At 66.8% G+C, this 21519-nt stretch carries 24 protein-coding genes; 14 read left to right on the forward strand and 10 right to left on the reverse strand.

Annotated features, from left to right (window positions below):
* Positions 1–12 precede the first annotated feature (12 nt).
* The 7 genes from FHP89_RS06785 to FHP89_RS06815 form a co-directional block, all read right to left on the reverse strand.
* Positions 13–738 carry a spermidine synthase gene (locus FHP89_RS06785; RefSeq protein WP_144174975.1) on the reverse strand — a complete coding sequence of 242 codons (726 nt, stop codon included), beginning with the start codon at positions 736–738 and terminating at the stop codon, positions 13–15.
* 45 nt (positions 739–783) lie between these two features.
* The gene (locus tag FHP89_RS06790) at positions 784–1449 is read right to left on the reverse strand and encodes a YhcB family protein (RefSeq protein WP_144174973.1); all 666 of its coding nucleotides are present in this window, start codon (positions 1447–1449) and stop codon (positions 784–786) included.
* A gap of 144 nt (positions 1450–1593) precedes the next feature.
* Complete coding sequence (locus FHP89_RS06795) at positions 1594–2781, reverse strand: class I SAM-dependent rRNA methyltransferase (RefSeq protein WP_144174967.1); 1188 nt, start codon at positions 2779–2781, stop codon at positions 1594–1596.
* A gap of 735 nt (positions 2782–3516) precedes the next feature.
* The gene (gene xerC / locus FHP89_RS06800; protein WP_144174965.1) at positions 3517–4434 is read right to left on the reverse strand and encodes a tyrosine recombinase XerC; all 918 of its coding nucleotides are present in this window, start codon (positions 4432–4434) and stop codon (positions 3517–3519) included.
* Position 4435: 1 nt separating this feature from the next.
* Positions 4436–5086 carry a DUF484 family protein gene (locus FHP89_RS06805; RefSeq protein ID WP_144174963.1) on the reverse strand — a complete coding sequence of 217 codons (651 nt, stop codon included), beginning with the start codon at positions 5084–5086 and terminating at the stop codon, positions 4436–4438.
* 34 nt (positions 5087–5120) lie between these two features.
* Complete coding sequence (dapF, locus tag FHP89_RS06810) at positions 5121–5954, reverse strand: diaminopimelate epimerase (protein WP_144174961.1); 834 nt, start codon at positions 5952–5954, stop codon at positions 5121–5123.
* 80 nt (positions 5955–6034) lie between these two features.
* Complete coding sequence (locus FHP89_RS06815; protein ID WP_144174959.1) at positions 6035–6493, reverse strand: Lrp/AsnC family transcriptional regulator; 459 nt, start codon at positions 6491–6493, stop codon at positions 6035–6037.
* Positions 6494–6761: 268 nt separating this feature from the next.
* Between FHP89_RS06815 and FHP89_RS06820 the strand changes: the two genes are divergently transcribed.
* A complete protein-coding gene (locus tag FHP89_RS06820; protein ID WP_144174957.1) occupies positions 6762–8315 on the forward strand; it encodes a sigma 54-interacting transcriptional regulator in 1554 nt (517 codons plus the stop codon).
* A gap of 1 nt (position 8316) precedes the next feature.
* A complete protein-coding gene (locus FHP89_RS06825; RefSeq protein ID WP_144174955.1) occupies positions 8317–8553 on the forward strand; it encodes a hypothetical protein in 237 nt (78 codons plus the stop codon).
* Here FHP89_RS06825 and FHP89_RS06830 read toward each other — a convergent pair.
* Both FHP89_RS06830 and FHP89_RS06835 read right to left on the reverse strand, forming a co-directional pair.
* A complete protein-coding gene (locus tag FHP89_RS06830; RefSeq protein ID WP_144174953.1) occupies positions 8547–9419 on the reverse strand; it encodes a lysophospholipid acyltransferase family protein in 873 nt (290 codons plus the stop codon). The genes FHP89_RS06825 and FHP89_RS06830 overlap by 7 nt on opposite strands.
* 25 nt (positions 9420–9444) lie before the next feature.
* Positions 9445–10305: a lysophospholipid acyltransferase family protein gene (locus FHP89_RS06835; protein WP_144174951.1), complete on the reverse strand. Its 861-nt coding sequence runs from the start codon at positions 10303–10305 to the stop codon at positions 9445–9447.
* A gap of 232 nt (positions 10306–10537) precedes the next feature.
* On the opposite strand from FHP89_RS06835, the gene metK reads away from it, so the two are divergent.
* The 9 genes from metK to FHP89_RS06880 all read left to right on the forward strand — a co-directional run bounded on the left by metK (position 10538) and on the right by FHP89_RS06880 (position 17831).
* The gene (metK, locus tag FHP89_RS06840) at positions 10538–11704 is read left to right on the forward strand and encodes a methionine adenosyltransferase (protein ID WP_144174948.1); all 1167 of its coding nucleotides are present in this window, start codon (positions 10538–10540) and stop codon (positions 11702–11704) included.
* A 120-nt stretch (positions 11705–11824) separates the two neighbouring features.
* Positions 11825–12697: a DMT family transporter gene (locus FHP89_RS06845; RefSeq protein WP_144174946.1), complete on the forward strand. Its 873-nt coding sequence runs from the start codon at positions 11825–11827 to the stop codon at positions 12695–12697.
* Positions 12698–12741: 44 nt separating this feature from the next.
* Complete coding sequence (locus FHP89_RS06850; protein ID WP_144174944.1) at positions 12742–13374, forward strand: histidine phosphatase family protein; 633 nt, start codon at positions 12742–12744, stop codon at positions 13372–13374.
* 69 nt (positions 13375–13443) lie between these two features.
* A complete protein-coding gene (locus FHP89_RS06855) occupies positions 13444–13764 on the forward strand; it encodes a heavy metal-binding domain-containing protein (RefSeq protein ID WP_144174942.1) in 321 nt (106 codons plus the stop codon).
* Between the two features lie 12 nt (positions 13765–13776).
* Positions 13777–14334, forward strand: a complete 558-nt coding sequence (locus FHP89_RS06860) for a DinB family protein (RefSeq protein ID WP_144174940.1) — start codon at positions 13777–13779, stop codon at positions 14332–14334.
* Entirely contained in the window at positions 14331–14885 is a 555-nt protein-coding gene (gene ruvC, locus FHP89_RS06865) for a crossover junction endodeoxyribonuclease RuvC (protein WP_144174938.1), read from the forward strand. Before FHP89_RS06860 ends, ruvC begins: the two co-directional genes overlap by 4 nt.
* A 116-nt stretch (positions 14886–15001) precedes the next feature.
* A complete protein-coding gene (locus FHP89_RS06870; protein ID WP_144174936.1) occupies positions 15002–15781 on the forward strand; it encodes a (Fe-S)-binding protein in 780 nt (259 codons plus the stop codon).
* Positions 15781–17190, forward strand: a complete 1410-nt coding sequence (locus FHP89_RS06875) for a LutB/LldF family L-lactate oxidation iron-sulfur protein (protein ID WP_144174934.1) — start codon at positions 15781–15783, stop codon at positions 17188–17190. Before FHP89_RS06870 ends, FHP89_RS06875 begins: the two co-directional genes overlap by 1 nt.
* On the forward strand, positions 17187–17831 hold the full coding sequence (locus FHP89_RS06880; protein WP_144174932.1) for a LutC/YkgG family protein: 645 nt from the start codon (positions 17187–17189) through the stop codon (positions 17829–17831). The genes FHP89_RS06875 and FHP89_RS06880 overlap by 4 nt, the downstream gene beginning before the upstream one ends.
* A 164-nt stretch (positions 17832–17995) precedes the next feature.
* On the opposite strand, the gene FHP89_RS06885 is transcribed toward FHP89_RS06880, so the two are convergent.
* A complete protein-coding gene (locus FHP89_RS06885) occupies positions 17996–18886 on the reverse strand; it encodes a LysR family transcriptional regulator (RefSeq protein ID WP_144174930.1) in 891 nt (296 codons plus the stop codon).
* Between the two features lie 100 nt (positions 18887–18986).
* Between FHP89_RS06885 and FHP89_RS06890 the strand changes: the two genes are divergently transcribed.
* The 3 genes from FHP89_RS06890 (at position 18987) to FHP89_RS06900 (ending at position 21492) form a co-directional block, all read left to right on the forward strand.
* Positions 18987–19763, forward strand: coding sequence for a GDSL-type esterase/lipase family protein (locus FHP89_RS06890; RefSeq protein WP_186300221.1), 777 nt, complete (start codon positions 18987–18989; stop codon positions 19761–19763).
* Positions 19760–20752: an aldo/keto reductase gene (locus tag FHP89_RS06895; RefSeq protein ID WP_222105329.1), complete on the forward strand. Its 993-nt coding sequence runs from the start codon at positions 19760–19762 to the stop codon at positions 20750–20752. The genes FHP89_RS06890 and FHP89_RS06895 overlap by 4 nt, the downstream gene beginning before the upstream one ends.
* Before the next feature lie 287 nt (positions 20753–21039).
* Positions 21040–21492 carry an Lrp/AsnC family transcriptional regulator gene (locus FHP89_RS06900; RefSeq protein WP_144174926.1) on the forward strand — a complete coding sequence of 151 codons (453 nt, stop codon included), beginning with the start codon at positions 21040–21042 and terminating at the stop codon, positions 21490–21492.
* Positions 21493–21519 lie beyond the last annotated feature (27 nt).

A 21519-nucleotide genomic window follows, 5' to 3' on the forward strand; every position in this document is an offset into this window, starting at 1 on the left:
GCGATCAGAACCTCAGGCGTGGGTGCGCGCCAGATACACCGAGCACGATGACTCGCCGCCGGTGTAAAAATTCGGGAACGGCACCACATGCGCTTCGCTCGAGGCAAACACGCGCCCCAGCAACTGCATGAAGGCATCGTCCGGCGGATCGTTGGACCAGAGCGCGAACACACCACCCGGGTGAATCTTGTCAGCCAGCATGCCCAGCGTCTCATCGGTATAGAACAGGCTGTTGCCGCTGTTCAGCCAGTGGCTGGGCGAGTGATCGATGTCGAGCAGCACCGCATGCACGCGCTGGTCGCTCGTGCCCTCACCAAAGCCATTGCCCGGCGCGCTGGCGCGCGCGAAGAAGTCGGCCTCGACCAAAGAGCAGCGGGCATCGCCCGTGAGCGTCGGACCCAGCGGCACCAGGCCGCGCCGGTGCCAGTCGATAACCGGCGCCATGACGTCGATCACGGTCAGCGAGCGGACCGCCGGATTATCCAACGCCTCGACCGCCGTATAGCCCAGCCCCAGGCCACCCACCACCACATCCAGCGCATCGCCCTCGAGCGCCGCCAGCCCCATTCTTGCGAGCTGAATTTCGGATTCGGTAAACAGACTCGACATCAGGAAGTCGTCGTTCAGCTTCACCTCATACACGATCCGCCCGGCCAGGCGCGGCTCGGCACGACGCCGCAGGCTGATATCGCCCAGCGGGGTCGTCTGAAAATCGAGTTCCTCAAAAGCAAAGGCCATCCGTGCCTCCCGTTCGGTCGCGGCCCGGACGGCGGGCCAGTGTGTTTAGCTGGGTTTCTGACGCTCGGCGTCCGACTCGACATCCGACGCGGCGTTTTCCGCATCCGCTTCCGGCAAGGTCGCCGTCGCGGCCTCCTCGGCGCCTTCAGCCGCGCCCGCGGCGGGGGCTTCGTCAGCCGCGCGCTCGGCCACCTCCCCCATCGGCTCGGGCGCATCCGGGGCTTCCGGCGCTTGCGCCACATCCGTGGCGTCATCCGCGGGCTCGGCCACGGACGCTTTGGCGTCGGCAGCCAGGGCATCGACCTCCTCGGCGTCATCCGCCTCGGCCAGTGCCGCCCCCGTCACCGCTGCGGCGGCAACACCGCTGGTCAGCTGCTTGGTGTCCGCGCCCTCGCCGAGCAGCATCGCATCGACCCGCTCACGGAAGCGCTTGCGCGCCGGCCCGGCCGAAATCCGCTCGGAGCCGGACGACAGATGATCAAACAAATCCTTGTAGGAGCCGGCCATGGATACGAACAGCGACGCGGTCTTGTCGAAATGCGCCTCAACATCCTGTTTGTAATCTGTCAGCTCGGTCTGCGCGCGATCCAGTTCCATCTGCAACTCGACCATGCGGCTTTTGTTGCCACTGAAGATGCGCCCGAGCATGAAGCCCAGCACCAGCGTCACCAGCCCCACGCCCACCACAATCATCCACATTTCATATTCCATCACATCCCCCTTTGTCGTACTCAGCCGATCCCGGACGACACACGTCTCGGCATGGGTTAGCTGACTCCCGACCAGTATACCGGCGCCACTGCCCGCTCATGCCCACCCAGGCTGTGGAAAAACGTAACGCCTGGCCAATCGCACTCAACCCACCTGGCAGGTCAGTCCTTTCAGATACTCGCCTTCAGGCACCGACAGGCCCACCGGATGATCAGGTGACGCGCCGAGGCGATGCAGGATGCGGCCGTCCACGCCGGCATCGGAGGCGGCGCCCGCGATGATCTTGTGGAACAGCTCGATACCAATCCCGCCCGAACACGAATAGGTCATCAGCAGCCCGCCCGGATTGAGCAGGCGGAAGCCATACATGTTGATGTCTTTATAGGCACGCGCGGCGCGCTCGGCGTGCGCGGCCGAGGGGGCGAACTTGGGCGGATCGAGAATGATCATGTCGAAGCGCTCGCCGGCCTCGCGCAATTCGCGCAGCGCGGCAAACACATCAGCCTCACGCCACTCGGCACGGCCGGCATCGAGCTGCGGATTCATCGCCAGATTGGCTGCCGCCGTGGTCAGCGCCGGGCCGGACGAGTCGATCGACAGCGCCGACGTCGCGCCGCCCGCCAGCGCCTGCAGCGAAAAGCCGCCGGTGTAGCAAAAACAGTTGAGCACCCGCCGACCGGCCGCCAGCTCACCGGTCAGCCGGCGGTTATCGCGCTGGTCGAGATAGAAGCCGGTCTTGTGGCCACCGACCACATCCACCGCCATGCGCACGCCGTTCTCGATGATCGACAGATCGGCCGGCAGCTCGCCATACACACAGCCGGTCACCGGCTCCAGCCCCTCGCGCCCACGCACATCGGAGTCGGAGCGCTCATACACCGCCTCACAGCCGGTCGCCTGCACCAGCGCAGCCACAATCGCATCGCGCCACTTGTCGGCGCCGGCGCTGGTCAGCTGCATCACCACCACCGGCCCGTAACGATCCACCACCACGCCCGGCAGGCCGTCGGACTCGCCGTGAATCAGCCGCAGTCCGTCCTGCCCGGCCAGCGCCGGATGCGTCTGCCGACGCGCCACCGAGGCCGCCACCGCACGCTTGAAGAAGGCATGATCCACCGTCTCGTCGGGGTCGAAAGTCCACATCCGCGCCCGAATCTTCGACTCCGGCGACCACGACGCCTTGCCCAGCACCTTGCCGCTATCGGCCAGCACCGTGACTGTATCGCCCGGCCGGGCACGACCATCGAGCTGCGCCACGGCAGAGTCGTAGATCCAGGGGTGGCGCCGGATCAAGGCGCGATCCTTGCCGGATTTGAGAATGAGCTGAGCCATGGGTGCGTTGTGAGGGTCGAAAGCCTGCGAGTGTACGCGGGGGGAGGACTTGTGACCAGTTGGTCGTTTGGCAACGGCGGTGCGTGCTTCGGCTGGGCATTGGCCGGGTCTCGCCCCGGCGGGCGACTTACTTTCTTGCTTGTGCAAGAAAGCTAAGCGTCGATGCACAGCCCGCTTTCGCGCCCCTTCGGGGTGCCCGCCCTACGGAGGTGTCAGGCGGGGTGCTTCGCAAACTCGCCCTACGGGCTCAAACAGCGAAGCCCCTTTTTCCGCCCGCCCCCTCCTTCGGTTGGCGCGGCAGAGGGCGGGCAAATGTGCCCGACTCGACCATCATGGGGTTTCGTAGGGTGGTCAGCTCCGCTGCCCACCAAGCAACGTTTGTCGTGAGGCACGATGGTGGGCGGCAAGCCGCCCACCCTACGGCCAATACCCCGGGCGGGCGATGGCGAAGCCGCGCCCCCTCCCCTTCTGTACCGCCGAACGAAGACCGGGGACGGCGGGAATTGTCGTGTCGCCTGTTTGAGCCCGCAGGGCGAGTTTGCGACACGACCCGCCGGGCGCGGGCTTCGTTCGGGCACCGGCGAAGCCGGCGGTACAGCGGGGCGTTTTCTTGGTGACTTCTTTGTCGCGACAAAGAAGTGACTCGCCCGCCGGGGCGAGACCCGGCCAACGATCCGTCGATAGACAGCACCCTCGGCAAATCTCCCGAGACGGAAAACGCCCGGCCCGACTGCCTCAGCCCTTCCCCCGCTTCCGCGCCCGCGGATGCGCCGCGTCATACACCTTGGCCAGATGCTGGAAATCGAGGTGGGTATACACCTGCGTACTGCGGATGCTGGCATGGCCGAGCATCTCCTGCACCGCGCGCAGGTCGCCACTCGATTGCAGCACATGGCTGGCAAAGCTGTGGCGGAGCATGTGCGGATGGACGTGCGTGCCATCGCCGTGCACTTTGCCCCAGCGATCGAGCCGGCTGCGCACCGCCGCCTGTGACGGGCGGCTGCCCTGCCGGGTGACGAACAAGGCTTTTTCGTGGGCCGGGGCAATGCCGGCGCGTACCGCCAGCCAGGCGTCGAGCGCGGCCAAGGCGGCGCGGCCGACCGGCACGATGCGCGTCTTGCCGCGCTTGCCGGTCACGGTCACTTCGCCGGCCGCCACATCCACCCCGCGATCCACATCCAGCGACAACAGCTCGGCGAGGCGCAGACCGGCGCTGTAGAGCAGCTCGAACATGGCGTGATCGCGCACTTCCAGCGGGTCGTCGGGCGGCGCATTGAGCAGGCCGACCATGGCGTCGGGGCTGAGGTTTTTGGGTAAGGTGCGCGGGGCACGCGGCGGGCGCACGCCCTCGGCGGGGTTGTCGGCCGCGCCGTGATGGCGCACTCGCCAGCGAAAGAAACCGCGCCAGGCCGACAGCGCCCGCGCCACCGAGCGTGGCGACAGCCCCCCGCCATGCAGGCGTGCGGCGAAGCGGCGGATCTGGGCGGTGGTGATGGCGTCAGGACTTGCGCCGTCGGCCAGTTCGACCAGCTTGAGCAGCTCGCGATGGTAACTGGTGAGGGTGTGTGCGCTGGCCCGGCGCTGGCTGGCGAGATAGCCGAGGTAGGCGTCGATCAGCGGATCGAAGGGCGAGGCGGCGCGCCCCTCGGTCATGTCAGCCCAGGCGACGCTGAACCGCAGCGCTGACCATCTCGCCGATGCGGCTCACATACAAGGTGCCCATTTCGGCATAGAAGCGCTCGGGGTCTTCGCTGCCCATGGCCAACAGGCCCAGCAGGCGGCCGTCCTGCTTGAGTGGCACCAGCGCGACGGAGCGCACATGCGGCGCGGCTTCGCCAAACCAGTCGGTGATTTCGACATGGGCGGGGCTGCCGCAGAAGGGGCGACGCATGTCGCCGGCAAAGAAGCGGATGTCTTCAGAGACCGGCGTGAACTCGGCGGTATCGCGACGCAGCACGCTGTTCCAGATGCGGATGGCCACATGCGGCACCGAGAAATCTTCGCGCAGATGGCTGAACACCGCATCGCGCACGCCTTCGAAGCTGTCGGCGTCGAGCAGAGCCAGCACCATGCGGTGCACTTTTTCGCTGATTTCGTCGTTTTCTTCGCCGAAACGAATCAATTCGGTGAGCTTGACTTCGAGCTGGCGGATTTTTTCGCGCAGGGCATGCAGTTGCCGCTCGGCCAGCGAAATGGCCTGCCCGTTGTGCGGATGCGCCACGGTGAGGGAGTCGAGCAGCTCGCCGTTTTGTTCGAAGAAATCGGGGTTGTCCTTGAGAAACTGGACGATGTCATCGGTCTTCATCTACGCATGTCTCCTCGCGCCTGTCGCGACGCTGTTAGTCCAGTTCGATTTCGGCCTCGAATACCGTCACCGCCGGCCCGGTCATCAACACGGGCGTCCCCGGCCCATCCCAGGCAATGCTCAATGCGCCGCCGCGCGTCTCCACCTGCACCGGGCTGACCAGCAACTCGCGCAACATACCGGCCACCACGGCCGCGCAGGCGCCGGTGCCGCAGGCCAGAGTTTCGCCGGCGCCGCGCTCCCATACCCGCAAACGAATATGGTGCTCATCCACCACCTGCATGAAGCCGGCATTGACCCGCGCCGGAAAGCGCGCATGGGTTTCAATGGACGGCCCCAGCGTGGTCACCGGCGCGGCATCGACATCAGCCACCACCTGCACGGCGTGCGGGTTGCCCATGCTCACGGCGGTGATCAGGACGCGCACATCGCCCAGCGACAGGGGCTGGACGACCGCGTCGCTGTCAGAATCAAAGGGGACATCGTCGGGGTCGAGTCGCGGCTCACCCATGTCGACGGTGACCTGCCCGTCCGCCTCGAGGCGCGGTTCGATCAGGCCGGATTGGGTTTCGACCCGGATGTGGGTCTTGTCGGTCAGGCCGCGGTCATGCACAAAGCGCACGAAGCAGCGCGCGCCATTGCCGCACTGCTCGACCTCGCCGCCATCGGCATTGAAGATGCGATAGCGAAAATCAACGCCGGGCTGGGTCGGGGCTTCGACCACCAGCAGTTGATCGCAACCGACGCCAAAGTGGCGATCCGCCAGAAAACGGACCCGCTCAGGGGTCAGGTCAATCGGCGCACGCGTGGCGTCGAGCACGACGAAGTCGTTGCCCAGCCCGTGCATCTTGGTAAAGCGCAATCGCATTGCCGCATCCCGCCATGTCTACTGGGATGGCATTGTCCCGCAGCGGCGCGGGCGCGTCCAGCGCACACGCGCCAGACGCGTCAAATGGGCAAGGCGGTGTCGTGCTTGACTTCGCGCAGCGCGACAACCGAACGCACCGTCGCCACTTCGGGCAGCTTGAGCAGAAAATTGTGCATGAACATGGCGTAGCTCTCGACGTCCGGCAGGAAGACCTTGAGCATGTAATCGCTATCGCCCGACAAGGCATAGCACTCGACAATCTCGCGGCGCGAGTGGATGTGCCGCTCGACCTGATCGGTCACCCGCGCGTCGTGCGTCTTGAGCTGCAGATTAACCAGCACACAGGTCCCCAGGCCGAGCTTGCGCCGATCGAGCACCGCCACATAGCGCTTGATCAGGCCGGAGCTTTCCAGGTCGCGCACCCGCCGCCAGCACGGCGACACCGACAAGCCCACACGGTCGGCCAACTCCTGATTACTGACACGTGCATTGAGCTGCAATTCGCTGAGCAACTGTCGCTGAACACGATCGATCTTCATGACGGGGTCTCCTCCCTGCGATCCGGTGATGCCCGGCTTGGCAAGGGCAGGTCCTATGCAAGCGTCGTGCCACACGCAAAATTCTGCGGTTTTATTGGCTTGCAAGGGAATCAACTGCTTGTCTGCGCTCAGCGCGCGTAAACAATTGTTTACGTCGAGCGATGCTTTCCCGACGGAGCACGTAAAACTTCCGATCTAAATCATGCGCTTGCGCCAGCCGTAAACATATCGTTACACTGTAGCCTTTCGTTTACACCCAAGCCAGCCTATGCGTCTTGTCGTCACCTTCAAGGATCGTGTCGGTATCGCCCAGGAGATCCTCGCCCAGATGGCGCGGCGTCAGCTGAGCGTGGTGAATGTGGAGGTGGACATGTCCCACGTCTACATCGACGCCCCCGACCTGCACGAGCCCTACTTTCTCGAGACGCGCGCGGCGCTGTTCAGCGTGCCTGGCGTGGTCGCGGTCGAGGCCATCGAGATGCTGCCCGGCATGCGCCAGCGCCTGCACCTGGAAGCGCTGCTGGCGGCCATGGCCGACCCGGTGCTGGCGGTTGACGCGGGCGGCGGGCTGATCAACGCCAACCCGGCCGCCACCCCGCTGGCCGATGGCAGCCGGGACGCCGGCGGGCAGGTCACCCTGCACCAATTGCTCGATGACCGTGCCCTGGCCGACGAGTTGCTGCGCCAGGGCTTTCGCGTGCCGGCGCGCGAAATCTCGGTCCGCGGCAAACCGTTTCTGCTCGACGTGCGGCCCATTCACGACCCGGCCTATGGCGCCGACGCGCCGCCGGTCGGCGGGCTGATCACCCTCCACGCACCGCAGCGCATCGGCGAGCGTCTGCACGCCTTGCAACACCCGGACGATCACGGCTTTGACGCCATCCTCGGCAGCTCGACGGCGCTGCGCGCGGTCAAGGAGCGCGCCGTGCGCATGGCCGGCACTGACAGCCCCTTGATGCTGCTGGGCGAAACCGGCACCGGCAAAGAGCTGATCGCGCTGGCCTGCCATCAGGCGAGTGGCCGGCACGAGGCGCCGTTTCTGGCGCTCAACTGCGCGGCCCTGCCCGAGAGCCTGGCCGAGAGCGAACTCTTCGGCTACGCCCCCGGCGCCTTCAGTGGCGCCCAGCGCGGCGGCAAACCGGGTCTGCTGGAGATGGCCGACGGCGGCTCGGTGTTTCTCGACGAAGTCGGCGAGATGTCGCCCTACCTGCAGGCCAAGCTGCTGCGCTTTCTGAACGACGGGCGTTTTCGCCGCGTCGGCGGCTCACGCGAAACGCAGGTCGATGTGCGCATCATCAGCGCCACCCATCGCAATCTCGAACGCATGGTGGCCGAGGGCGATTTCCGCGAGGATCTGTATTACCGCTTGAATGTGCTGACCCTGCAGGTGCCACCGCTGCGCGAGCGCCGCGACGACATCCCGCTGCTCGCCCAGCACTTCATCCGCCGCGCCTGCACCCAGTCAGGCCGGCCGCCGGTGCGCCTGTCGGGCGCCGCGCTGGACAAGCTCACCGCCAACGACTGGCCGGGCAATGTACGTCAGTTACAGAACGTGATCTTCCGCACCGTCACCATGCAGGACCGCCCGCTGATCGACGCCGAGGATGTGGACCTGGCCGGTGCCGTCGGCCCCACCAACGACACGCTGCAGCCCGAGCAGATCACCGACTGGACCGCCGCCATCGACGACTTCGAGCGCGTGTTGCTGACCCGGCTGTATCCGCACTACCCGTCGAGCCGGCGCCTCGCCACCCGGTTGAACACCTCGCACACCATGATTGCCAACAAACTGCGCAAACACCGCATCCGCCGGAGCCCCTGAGATGACCGAAGCGCGTCCCAAATCACCCCCCGTGCTCGCCTCGCTGATGATCGTGATCGGCGCCTTGTGCACCATCTTTGGACTGGCGCTGATGGCCGGTCTGGGCGCCGACTGGCACCCGCTGCTGGCCACGGACGGCGCGGGCATCGTGATGCTGGTGTCGGGCATTGCGCTGGCGGGCAGCGGCGCGTTTCCGCTGGTGTTCGCGCGGCTGGCCGCCGGGGACGACACTCAATAAAAGCGCCGCTCGCCCTCGGGTCGGGTCTTGAAGCGGCGATGCACCCAGTAATACTGTTCGGGCGCCTCGCGCACCATGCCTTCGATTTCGGCGTTCATGCGCGCCACATCGGCGGTGACATCGCCCGAGGGGTAGTCGGCCCAGGGTTCGCCCAGCGTCACTTCGTAACCCGCGCCGCCCGGCAACATGCGGGTCTGGCAAGGCACGACCGCCGCGCCGGCCATGCGGGCAAAGCGCGGCAGGCCGGTGATGGTGGCGGTCTGAATACCAAAGAAGGGCACGAAGATCGACTCCTTGCGGCCATGATCCATGTCCGGCAGGTAGTAAAACGGCCGCCCCGCCTTCATCGCCCGCACGGTGCTGCGGATGCTCTCGTCGCGCGGCAGCAGGTGCTGGTCACCGAAACGGCTGCGGCCGTGGTAGAGCCAGCGGTCGATCACCTTGTCGCGCTGGCGCGCGTAGATGCTGACGATATCGAAGGCCATGGTCACCCGCGTGCCCCCCATGTCGAGGCCGACAAAATGCGGTGCCATCAGAATCACCGGCGTGCCGGCATCGAGCAAGGCCTGCACGCGCTCCGTGCCCGAGATGCGGATGATGCGTTCGAGCCGCTCACGCGGCGCCCACCACAACAGGCCGCGCTCGAACAGGCTGCGCCCGAGCAACCGGAAGTGCCGGCGGGCGACCTCTCGGCACTCGCCTTCCGACCACTCGGGAAAACAATGCCGCAAATTGGTCAGCACCACCTTGCGGCGCGCGCTCACCACCCGGTAGAGCAGCAGACCCAGCGCCTCGCCCAGGGGTGCCAGCAGCGCCAGCGGCAACCAGTGCAGCAGCCACAGCAGCGCCACCAGTAGCCGGCTCACTGAACGATCCTCCTGTCGGGCGCGCTCATACCTCACTCTCCGGCGGCGCCACCTTCGACGGCCGCTTGTAGCGGTGATAACCCCACAGATACTGAGTCGGGCAGGCGCGGATCATGGCTTCCATCTGCCGGTTGATCGCCGCCACCCGGGCGGCGGTATCGCCCTCGATGGGCTCGGTCGGCGCCTGAAAGCGAATATGGTAGCCCCGCCCGCCGGGCAGTCGCTCGGCCCAGCAGCAGATCACCTGCACGCCTTTGACCTCGCTCAGCCGCGCCGCCAGCGTCATGGTCCAGGCCGGCCGATCAAAAAACGGCGCCCACATGCCCTCGCCCACATCGGGCGTCTGGTCGGGCAGCATGCCGATCGCCTCGCCGCTGCGCAGCGCCTTGATCAGCTTGCGTACGCCGCTCAACTCGGCGGGCGCAATGCTCATGCCGCCGCGCTGACGACCGGACGTGATCAGCGGCATCAATTCGGCAAAGTTGGGGGGGCGATATAGCACGGTCATCTTCCCGCGCGACGCGTAGTACTGGGCCGTGGCCTCGAAGCCGCCCAGGTGCGGCACCAGAAACAACATGCCCGCGCCCTCGGCCTTGGCCGCCTCAACCAACTCCCAGCCCGTCACCTGCACCACCTTGGCCACCACCTCGGCATGCGAACGCAGCAAGATCCAGGGCAACTCCAGCGCCTGCTTGCCCGACTCGGCAATCACGCTGGCGCGCAGACGATTCGCCGCCGGCCCCATCGCCTGCGCCAGATTGCCCTTCAGGCGCGCCCGGTACTTGGGCGACAGCGCATAGGTCAGCCACCCGACCAGCGCACCGAGACGATGCACGAGCGAGAGCGGCAGGGCAGCAAGAAGGCGGAACAAAACCTGAGCAGGCACGAGCGCGTTTATAACCGATTCCGCCGTTCAGCGGGCGCCCCGGCGGGGGGATTTTGCATGCGCGACAAGTTGTCCTATAATTCGCAGCTACCGCCGAGTTAAAGACAACTTGCAGGGCGGCAGGCTGCTTCGGCGGCCAAATACTGCTAAAGCGTCGCCGCTCGACAGAAATCCCCGGAGCTGGCCTCGCCAGCGATGCTCGGGGATTTTTTGTTTTTGGAGCTGCTCACTCATGGCTAATGCCTTCCTGTTTACTTCGGAATCCGTGTCCGAAGGCCATCCCGACAAAGTCGCCGACCAGGTCTCGGACGCGATTCTCGACGCCATCCTGACCGACGACCCGAACGGCCGCGTGGCCTGCGAAACCCTGGTCTCTACCGGTCTGGTCGTGATCTCCGGCGAGATCACCACGAACACCCACATCAACTATCGCGAAGTGGCGCAGGACACCATCCGCCGCATCGGCTACGACGATTCGTCTTCCGGCTTCGACTACAAATCCTGCGCCATCCTCACCGCCATCAACCGCCAGTCGGCCGACATCGCCCAGGGCGTGAATGAAGGCGAAGGTCTGGATCTGGACCAGGGCGCCGGCGACCAGGGCCTGATGTTTGGCTACGCCTGCAACGAAACCCCCTCGCTGATGCCGCTGCCGATCTACTACGCGCACCGCGTCATGCAGCGCCAGGCCGAGTTGCGCAAAGACGGCCGCCTGCCGTGGCTGCGCCCGGACGCCAAGTGCCAGCTCACCGTCAAGTATGTGGACGGCAAACCGGTCGGCATCGACACCGTGGTGGTGTCCACCCAGCACCACCCGGACATCTCCCACGCCCAGCTCTCCGAAGCGGTGATCGAAGAGATCATCAAGCCGGTGCTGCCGAGCGAGATGATCGGCGATAAAGTGCGCTACCTGATCAACCCCACCGGCCGCTTCGTGGTTGGCGGCCCGCACGGCGACTGCGGCCTGACCGGTCGCAAGATCATCGTTGACACCTACGGCGGCGCAGCCCACCACGGTGGCGGCGCGTTCTCCGGCAAGGACCCGTCCAAGGTTGACCGCTCGGCCGCCTACGCCGGTCGTTACGTCGCCAAGAACATCGTCGCCGCTGGCCTGGCCGACAAGTGCGAAGTGCAGATCGCCTACGCCATCGGCGTGGCCCAGCCCGTGTCGCTGATGGTCAACACCTTCGGCACCGGCAAGATCGAGGAAGACCACATCGAAGCGCTGGTGCGCCGCCACTTCGACCTGCGTCCGAAAGGCATCATTCAGACGCTCAACCTGCTGCGCCCGATCTACGGCAAGACGGCCGCCTACGGCCACTTCGGTCGCGACGAGCCCGAGTTCACCTGGGAAGCCACCGACAAGGCCGCCCAGCTGCGCGCCGACGCCGGTCTGTAAGCGACTCACCCGCATCACGAAAGACCCCGCCCGCGTGGCGGGGTTTTTCGTCGACTGGCCCGGTTTGCCCGGCACAATGCGTTCCGGGTCAAACCCCAGACTTTGGGCGACAATGCCGACATGAATCCGCGCGCCCAAGCCCTCCTCCCGGTGTTTTTCGTTCTGCTCTGGAGCACCGGCTTCATCGGCGCCAAACTCGGCCTGCCGCACGCCGAACCGCTCACCTTTCTGAGTGTGCGCTACGCGCTGGTGGTGGCGGTCATGCTGCTCGTGGCACTCGCCAGCCGCGCGCCCTGGCCGGAAGACTGGCGCAGCGCCGGCCACATCGCGATCAACGGTCTGCTGCTGCACGGCCTCTACCTGGGCGGCGTGTTCGTCTCCATCGACCACGGCCTGCCGGCCGGCATCGCCAGCCTCGTGGTGGGCATGCAACCGCTGCTGACCGCCGTCGGCGCAGGCTGGCTGCTGGGCGAGCGGGTCAGTTCGCGCCAGTGGCTGGGCCTGGCGCTCGGCTTTGTCGGCGTGGCGCTGGTGGTCGGCGGGCGGGCACAGCTCGGCATCCCGGCCGGCGACCTGTGGCACATGCTCTGGCCCGCGCTGATCGCCCTGTTCGGCATCACCATCGGCACGCTCTACCAGAAGCGCTTCTGCCCGAAGTTTGAGTTGCGCACCGGCAGCGTCATCCAATTTCTGCCGGTGTTCATCGTCACCGGCTTTATCGCGGTGCAGACTGAAACCCTGCAGATCGAGTGGGATGGCCGCTTCATCTTCGCCTTGCTATGGCTGGTGCTGGTGCTCTCGGTCGGCGCGGTGAGCCTGCTCAATGTCCTCATCCGCCAAGGCAGCGCCACCAACGTGGCCAGCCTGTTCTACCTCACGCCCCCGGTCACCGCGGTGATCGCCTGGGCGCTGTTCGACGAAACCCTCTCGCCGATGGCGATTGCCGGCATGGGGGTCGCGGTGGGCGGGGTGTGGCTGGCGCGTCGCGCCTGAACCTTCGCCCGCCCAAGCAGTCTGCCGATCAGAGGTAGCCTGCCATGACCGATCTTGCCGTTCGCCCCCAGCGCTTCGCGCCCGCCCGCAAATGGGCAGGCCTGTGTGCGCTGGTACTCACCCTCCTGAGCACCCCCACCGCCGCGGCCAATGACGCGCACTTGGTCGATGCCCTGCGCGCCGGCGGCCTCGTCGTGCTGATTCGGCATGCCGCGACCGAATCCGGCACCGGCGATCCGCCCGGCTTCCAACGCGACGACTGCACCACGCAGCGCAATCTGTCGGCCGCCGGACGCGACCAGGCCCGCGCACTGGGCGCGTGGTTCGGTGCGCAGCGCATCCCCGTCGGCGAAGTGCGCAGCAGCCGATGGTGTCGTTGCCTCGACACTGCGACGCTGGCCTTCGCGCCACAGACGACGGTGATCCCATGGCCACCACTGGACTCCTTCTTCGATGCCCGCCATCGCGCCGACGCTGCCACCGCCGCCGCCCTGGCCGGGTTGGCGGACCCGGTCGCAGGCAACCGAGTCTGGGTCACGCATCAGGTCAACATCACGGCCTTGAGCGGCATCTATCCGGCGCCTGGCGAACTTGTCGTCATGCAGCCGCGCGCCCGTCCCGGTGGCGGCTACCGAATGGATCTCATGGGTCGCCTCACGCCGGGCACGCTACCCTGACGCGTCGCGCCGGCACGGCGTGTCTTGCACGGCGTTAGAATGCCGACATCCCCTCGACGGAGTATCGCCATGCTGATGAGCACTACCCCCACCCTCGAAGGCCAGACCATCACCCGCTATCTCGGCGTGGTCAATGGCGAAGCCATCATTGGCGCCAACATTTTCAAGGACATGTTCGCCGCGGTGCGTAACGTGGTCGGCGGTCGCGCCGGGGCGTATGAGCGCACGCTGGCCGACGCGCGCAACATTGCCTTCGAAGAAGCGGCGGAAGCGGCGGCCAAGCTCGGTGCCAACGCCGTGGTTGGCATCGATGTCGACTACGAAGTGCTCGGCTCCGACAACGGCATGCTGATGGTCTGTGTGAGCGGCACCGCCGTGGTCATCGGCTGACGGGGCGCCGCCATGGACCGGATCGCTCATGTGCGCGCAATGGCGCATTACAACCGCTGGATGAACGAGCGCCTGTACGCGGCCGCGGCCACGCTCGACCACGACGCGCTGCATGCCGACCGCGGCGCCTTTTTTGGCTCGCTGTTTGGCACACTCAACCACATCGTGGTGGCCGACACCGTGTGGCTCAAGCGCTTCGCCACGCTGCCGGCCTGCCTCACCACGCTCGCACCGCTGCGCGATGAGCCGCAACCCGCGGCCCTCGACGCGCCGCGCTGCCCCGACCTGCCGGCACTCACCGCGCACCGAGAAAAACTCGATGCCCTGATCACCGACTGGGCGAGCACGCTGACCGACACCGATCTCGATGCCGTGTTGCCCTATCAGAACATGCGCGGCATCCCGGCCACCCGCAACGTGTTCGCGCTGCTGATGCACTTCTTCAATCACCAGACGCATCACCGCGGCCAGGCCACCACCTTGCTGTCGCAGTCCGGCGTCGACATGGGCGCGACCGATCTGTTGCTGCTCCTCCCCGATCTCAACGACCCGCCGGTCGCCACGCCGTGAGCGGCACCGCCTCGGCCATCACCGCCACCCGCATCCTCGGGCTCGACCCCGGCCTGCGGGTGACCGGTTTCGGCGTCATCGACACCCTCGGCCAGCAGCTGCGCTATGTGGCCAGCGGCTGTATCAAGACCAAAGACGGCGAGCTGCCCGGCCGGCTCAAGACCCTGCTCGACGGCGTGCGCGAAGTGATCGCCACCTACCAGCCCGATCAGGTCGCGGTCGAAAAAGTGTTTGTGAACGTGAACCCGCAATCCACCCTGCTGCTCGGTCAGGCGCGCGGCGCGGTGATCTGCGGGGCGGTGTCCTGCGATTTGCCAGTGCTCGAATACACCGCGCTGCAGGTCAAGCAGGCGGTGGTCGGCCACGGCAAGGCACACAAGGATCAGGTGCAGCACATGGTCCAGCGCCTGCTCGAACTGTCCGCCGCCCCGCAGGCCGACGCCGCCGACGCGCTGGCCTGCGCCATCTGCCATGCCCACGGCGGCCTCGGCATGGGCGCGCTGGCCACGGCCGGCATGCGGCGCCGGGGCGGGCGCATGAGCGCGCGTTGAATCTGCTTCACCCCCGCCCTGAAAAGCTTTCGCTTGTGGCAGGCGGTGCGCACTGACTACTATCAGACTCACGATGCGACCGCCAAGCAACGGCTCGCGCACTTTGGAGGCAAGCAATGTCCGACACCCCCATCAACCCGCGCCCCCGCGTCGGCCTGTTCGCCACCTGCGTGATGAACGCCTTCCGGCCGAGCATCGGCTTTGCCAGCGCCAAGCTGCTCGAAGACGCCGGCTGCCATGTGAGCGTGCCCGCGGCCCAAACCTGTTGCGGCCAGCCCGGCCTGAACAGCGGTGACGAAGACAGCGCCCGCGCCCTGGCCAAACAAGTCATCGAGGCCTTTGAAGACTACGACTACGTGGTCGGCCCCTCCGGCTCGTGCATGGCCACCATCCGCCACGACTACCCCAATCTGTTCGCCGACATGGCCGACTGGCGCAAGCGCGCCGAGGCGCTGGCGGCCAAGAGCTACGAGCTGCTGTCCTTCCTCACCGATGTGATGGGCGTGACCGAGGTCGACGCTGAATACCACGGCACCATCACCTATCACGACTCCTGTAGCGGGCTGCGCAGCATGGGTGTCAAGGGCCAGCCGCGCCAGCTGCTCGGCAGCGTGAAAGGCCTGACGATCAAGGAGATGGAAGACACCGACGTGTGCTGCGGCTTTGGCGGCACCTTCTGCGTCAAGTACCCCGAGATCTCCGAAAAGATGGCCGACGACAAGCTCGCCAACGCCGCGGCCACCGGCGCCGACACGCTGCTCGGCGGCGACCTCGGCTGCCTGCTGCATCTGGCCGGGCGCCTGCGCCGCAAGGGCTCGCCGGTCAAGGTCTATCACACCGCCGAAGTGCTGGCCGGCCTGGCTGATGGCCCGAGCCTGGGCGAGGAGAACCGATAATGGAATTCCGCTCCCCCGAGTTCAAGACCCGCGCGGTGCATGCCCTGCATGACGCCAACCTGCAAAAGGCGTTGAGCAACACCAAGGCCGGCTTTGTGGTCAAGCGCGCCCAGGCCGCCGCCGAGATGCCCGAGTTCGAGGCGCTGCGCGACACCGCCGCCGAGATCAAGAACCATGTGCTCGCCAACCTAGACCACTACCTCGAGAAGTACGAAGCCGCGGTCACTGCGGCCGGCGGCCATGTGCACTACGCCACCGATGCCGAAGACGCGCGCCGCATCATTCTCGGCATCTGCAAGAAGGCCAACGCCAAGCGGATCACCAAGGGCAAGTCGATGGTGTCCGAAGAGATGGGCCTCAACGAGGCGCTGATCGCCGACGGCTACGAAGTGGTCGAGACCGACCTGGGCGAGTACATCATCCAGCTCGCCGACGAGCCGCCCTCGCACATCATCGCGCCGGCCATCCACAAGACCAAGGACCAGGTCGCCGACCTCTTCGCCGCCGCGCACAACAAACCGCGCAAGACCGACCGCGCCGAGCTGGTGGCCGAAGCGCGCGAAGTGCTGCGCGAGAAATACTTCACCGCCGAAGTGGGCATCACCGGCGGCAACTTCCTGGTGGCTGAAACCGGCTCATCGGTCATCGTCACCAACGAGGGCAATGGCGACCTGACCCAGACGCTGGCCAAGGTGCACATCGTCACCAGCGGCATCGAGCGCGTGATCCCCACGCTCGACGACTTGTCCGTCTTCCTGCGCATTCTGGCGCGCAGCGCCACCGGCCAGGAGACCGAGAGCTACACCACCTTCTCCACCGGCCCGCGCCGCGAAGGCGACATCGACGGCCCCGAGGAATACCACGTGGTGCTGCTCGACAACGGCCGCTCCAAGATGCTCGGCAGCCGCTTCCAGGACATGCTGCGCTGCATCCGCTGCGGCGCCTGCATGAACCACTGCCCGGTGTACGGCTCGATCGGCGGCCACGCCTACGGCTGGGTCTACCCCGGCCCGATGGGCTCGGTGCTCACCCCGCTGATCAAGGGCATGGACGGCACCTACGACCTGCCCAATGCCTGTACGCTCAACGGCCGCTGCAAGTCGGTGTGCCCGGTGCGCATCCCGCTGCCCGACCTGCTGCGCGAAATCCGCCACAACCAGTTCCGCCAGGACATGACGCCCAAGCGCCAGAAACAGGCGCTCAAGCTGTGGCGCTACGTGGCTGAGCGACCCAAGCTCTACCACTTTGCCGAGCGCATCGGCGTACGCATCCTGGCCAGCATGGCCAACGGCAAGGGCAAGCTGCGCAGCCTGCCCTTCGACCCCGGCTGGACCGGCGCGCGCGACCTGCCCGCCCCCACCGGACGCACCTTCCTCGAACTGTGGCAAGCCAAGCGAGGTGACAAATGAGCAGCCGCGACAGCATCTTCAAAGCCATCCGTCAGGGCCTCGGCCGCGGCCCGCTCGACGACGCCGCCCGCAGCCAACTCGACGCGCGCATCGCCAACCCACCGCAGCACATCCGCGCCACGGTCGATGACGCCGACCTGATCACCCGCTTCGCCCAGCGCTTTGAATCGCGCTCCGGCACCACCGAGCGCATCGCCAGCCTGGCCGACGTGCCCGCCGCCGTCGCGGCACTGGCCGAAAGCTATGCCATCGCCCCGTCGGCCGTCGTCGGCACCGCCCTGGGCGAACTCAGCTGGCCCGACGGCTGGCAGATCGACCACGGGGCCGCGACCATCGACGTCATGCTCGGCGTCTCGCTCGCCTGGCGCGGCATCGCCGAGACCGGCAGCATTCTCATGCTCTCCGGCCCCGACTGCCCGATCACCCACAACTTCGTGCCCGAAACCCATGTCGTCGTGCTGCCGGTCGAACACATCGTCCGCCACTACGAAGACTGCTGGGTGGCGCTGCGCGAACGCGGCCAGGGCGCCCCGCGCGCCATGAACTTCATCTCCGGCCCCTCCCGCACCGGCGACGTCGAACAGACCATCGAACTCGGCGCGCATGGACCACGGCGGATGCATGTGCTGATTCTGGGGTAAAGCCGCCCCACTCCGGGTGGGTGGCTCGCCGCCCACCCGGAACATTTACCGCGGGGCACGATGGTGGGCAGCGGCATCACGGCCATCGTAGGGCGGATAAGCGCAGCGCATCCGCCATCGGTGATAGCAAGGGGCACGGCGGATGCGCCTGCGGCTTATCCGCCCTACGACAGCTCGCGGGCGAGATCGATAAACGCGCGCAGCGGTGCGGGCATCTGGCGGCGACCCGAGGTGTAGAGGTAGAAGTGTTCGGCCGGCGGCATCCAGTCGTCCAGCACCGGCACCAGGGCGCCCGCTTCGATCGCGTCGGTGGCCAGCGAAGCGAGCACATAGGCCAGGCCGAGGCCGGCCTGCGCGGCGTCGAGCGCCATAGCGTGATCGTTAACAATGAGGCTGGCCTTCACCTCCACCGCGCGACTCACGCCGGCCCGTGCGAATTCCCAGCGATACACCACGCCACTCGGAAAGCGCTGACCAACGCAGTCATGCCCCAGCACATCTTCCGGCGTGCGCGGCGCCGGATGGGTGGCCAGATAGGCCGGCGAGGCGACCACGATGAATCGCTGCGGCGGACCAATCGGCAGTGCCACCCGGTCGGCGGCGAGACGTTCGCCAAAGCGGATGCCCGCGTCGAAACCCTCGGCCACGATATCAACCAGCCCGTCGTCCGCCACCACCTCGACCACCACCGCCGGGTAGCGCGCCCGAAACACGCGCAGGATCGGTAGCAACACAGCCCTCATCGCGATGCGCGGCACGTTCAGCCGAAGCGCGCCGCGTGGCGTGTCGCGAAAGGCGTTGAGCTCGTCGAGCGCCAGCGCGATATCGCTCAGCGCCGGGTCGAGCCGGTCGAGCAGGCGCGCACCGGCCTCGGTCGGCATCACGCTGCGGGTGCTGCGATTGAGCAAGCGCACGCCCAGCCGCTCTTCGAGCCCGCGCACCGCATGGCTCAGCGCCGAGGCCGACACGCCCATCTCGTCGGCTGCCCGGCGAAAGCTGCGCAGTCGCGCCACGCTGGCAAAAGCGGCCAGCTCGCCGTAGTCACTTCGTTTCATTGCTGAATTTTACTCATGACGACATCAAGAAAACATCGGATTGTTTGAACAATCGATCCGCGCGATGCTGCTCCGCATCCCAATTTTTTCGGAGTACCCGATGTCTCAGCTTCTCGCCCGCGCCACCAAAGCGCTGTGCTATCTCGCGCTGCTGGTTGCCGCACACGCCGCGCAGGCCGAGCGCCTGCCCCGCATTCTGGTGTTCGGAGATTCAAATAGCTGGGGCTGGATCGCCTCGCCACAGGGCTTCCCCGCGCAACGGCTGAACGACGCCGCGCGCTGGCCGGGCGTGCTCGGCGCCGCCCTCGCAGGCCAGGCCACCGTTCTCGTCGATGGACTCTCCGGCCGTACCGTGGATGCCGACTACCCCGAAGCGCTGGTCGGCCTGCCCGGCGCCCTGTTCAACGCCAACCGCAGCCTGCCCGCAGCGCTGGCGCGCGAGACGCCGCTGGATCTGCTGATCGTGATGCTCGGCACCAACGACCTGCGCGCCGATCTCGGCCGCACGCCCGACGCCATCGCCCACGGCCTGCGCACACTTGTCGAACAGACGCGCAGCTTCGGTCACGGCGTGGCCACCCCCTATGCGCCGCCCACCGTGCTGGTGGTGATTCCTCCGCCGCTGGGCGATGTCTCGCGCACGCCGCTGCGCGACTTCTTTGCCGACATGGCGGCCAAGTCGCATGCCCTCGCCCCCGCCGTGCAGCGTGCGCTGGCCGGCACACCCGTCTTCGACGCTACCGAAGCCACCGGCCCCCTCGCCGGTATCGACGGCGTCCACCTCAGCGCCGCCCAACATGCCATGCTTGGTCAGGCGCTGGCGCCAGTCGTGCGCCGCGCCCTCGGCCTCCCCACCCCCACGGAGACACCGCAATGATCCCCACCCGCACGCTCGGCCCCAATGGGCCCACGCTATCCGCCCTCGGATTCGGCTGCATGGGCATGTCAGAGTTCTATGGCCCGAGCGACGATGTCGAATCACGGCGCGTGCTTGAGGCCGCCGTCGAGGCCGGCATCCAGCTATTCGACACCGCCGACACCTACGGCCTCGGCCACAACGAGCGCCTGCTCGCCCCGCTGATCGCCGCCCACGGCGAGCGCATCTGTGTAGCCACCAAGTTCGGCATCGCGCGCGAGCCGGGGCAATACGCGCGCAGCATCAACAACCAGCCCGACTACATCCGCCGCGCCTGCGACGCCTCGCGCCAGCGGCTCGGCGTCGACACCATCGACCTCTACTACTGCCACCGCCGCGATCCGGCGGTGCCCATCGAGACGCTGATGGAGACCCTGGCGGCGCTGGTGGCCGAAGGCAAGGTGCGAGCCATCGGCCTGTCAGAAGTGAGCGCCGACACCCTTCGCCGTGCCGCCGCCATCCACCCGGTCACCGCCGTGCAAAGCGAGTATTCACTATGGAGCCGCGAGCCCGAGCGCGACCTGCTCGACGCCTGCCACGAACTGGGCACCACGCTGGTCGCCTACAGCCCGCTCGGCCGCGGCTTTCTGACCGGCGCACTGGGCTCCACCGACGCCTTGGCGGACGACGACTTCCGTCGCCGCAGCCCGCGCTTTACCGAGGACGCCATGGCGCACAACCAACGGCTGGTCGACGCGCTCGCCGCCTTCGCTACCGTGCGCGACGCCACGCCGGCACAGATTGCGCTGGCCTGGCTGATCAACAAGCACCCGAACGTGGTGCCCATCCCCGGCACGCGCAAGATCTCGCGCTTGCACGAAAACCTGACCGGCGCCGCTTTGACGTTCAATACCGCCGAGATCGCCGAGCTCGACACGCTGTTCGACCCCGCCGCCGTGGCGGGCGAACGCTATCCGGCGGCCGGCTGGACGGGCATTGAACGCACGTAAGGGAAGACATCGGCAACCGGTGTGCCACGAATGGGACGCTCGCCGGGCGGGCGGTTCGCCGCCCACCTTTACCGTGCGGCGCGATAGTGGGCAGCGAAGCTGACCACCCTACAGAACGGCCAAATCGCCCGCCTCGAACGCGGCCAGCACCCGCCACGCTGACGTCCGAATGATTGTCGTAGGGCGGATAAGCGCGCACGGGCGCTTGAAGTGAACCTCACTTCGGTCTAAAAGACGAATAGCCCACGTCAAACAGGAGCGCCAGGCGAAGCGCCTGCACTACCCCCATGGACCGGATTGATCTGAAAATTCTCGCCGAGTTGCAGAACGACGCCCGGCTGTCGGTCGTCGAGATCTCGCGCCGCGTCGGCCTGACCAAGACGCCGTGCGCCGAGCGCATTCGCCGGCTGGAAAAGAGTGGGGTGATTCGGGGTTACCACGCCGAGCTCGACCCCGAGGCGCTGGATGTCGGCCATGTGGTGATGGTGCAGGTGTTGCTGAGCAGCACCACCGGGCATGATCTCAAGCGCTTCAACGAGGCCGCCCGGGAGATCCCGGAGATCGAGTCCTGCCACATGATCGCAGGCGATTTTGACTATCTGCTGAAGGTCCGAACCCGCGACATTGCGGCCTATCGCGAGGTGATGGGCGACAAGATCTCCGCCCTGCCCTGCGTTCGCCAGACGCACACCTATGTGGTGATGGAGATGGTCAAGGACGCGCACACGCTGCCGCTTTGACCCCTCCTCACTCAGCGGGCAGGCGGC

It is taken from the genome of Denitromonas ohlonensis (genome assembly GCF_007625205.1).
Taxonomy (GTDB): domain Bacteria; phylum Pseudomonadota; class Gammaproteobacteria; order Burkholderiales; family Rhodocyclaceae; genus Nitrogeniibacter; species Nitrogeniibacter ohlonensis.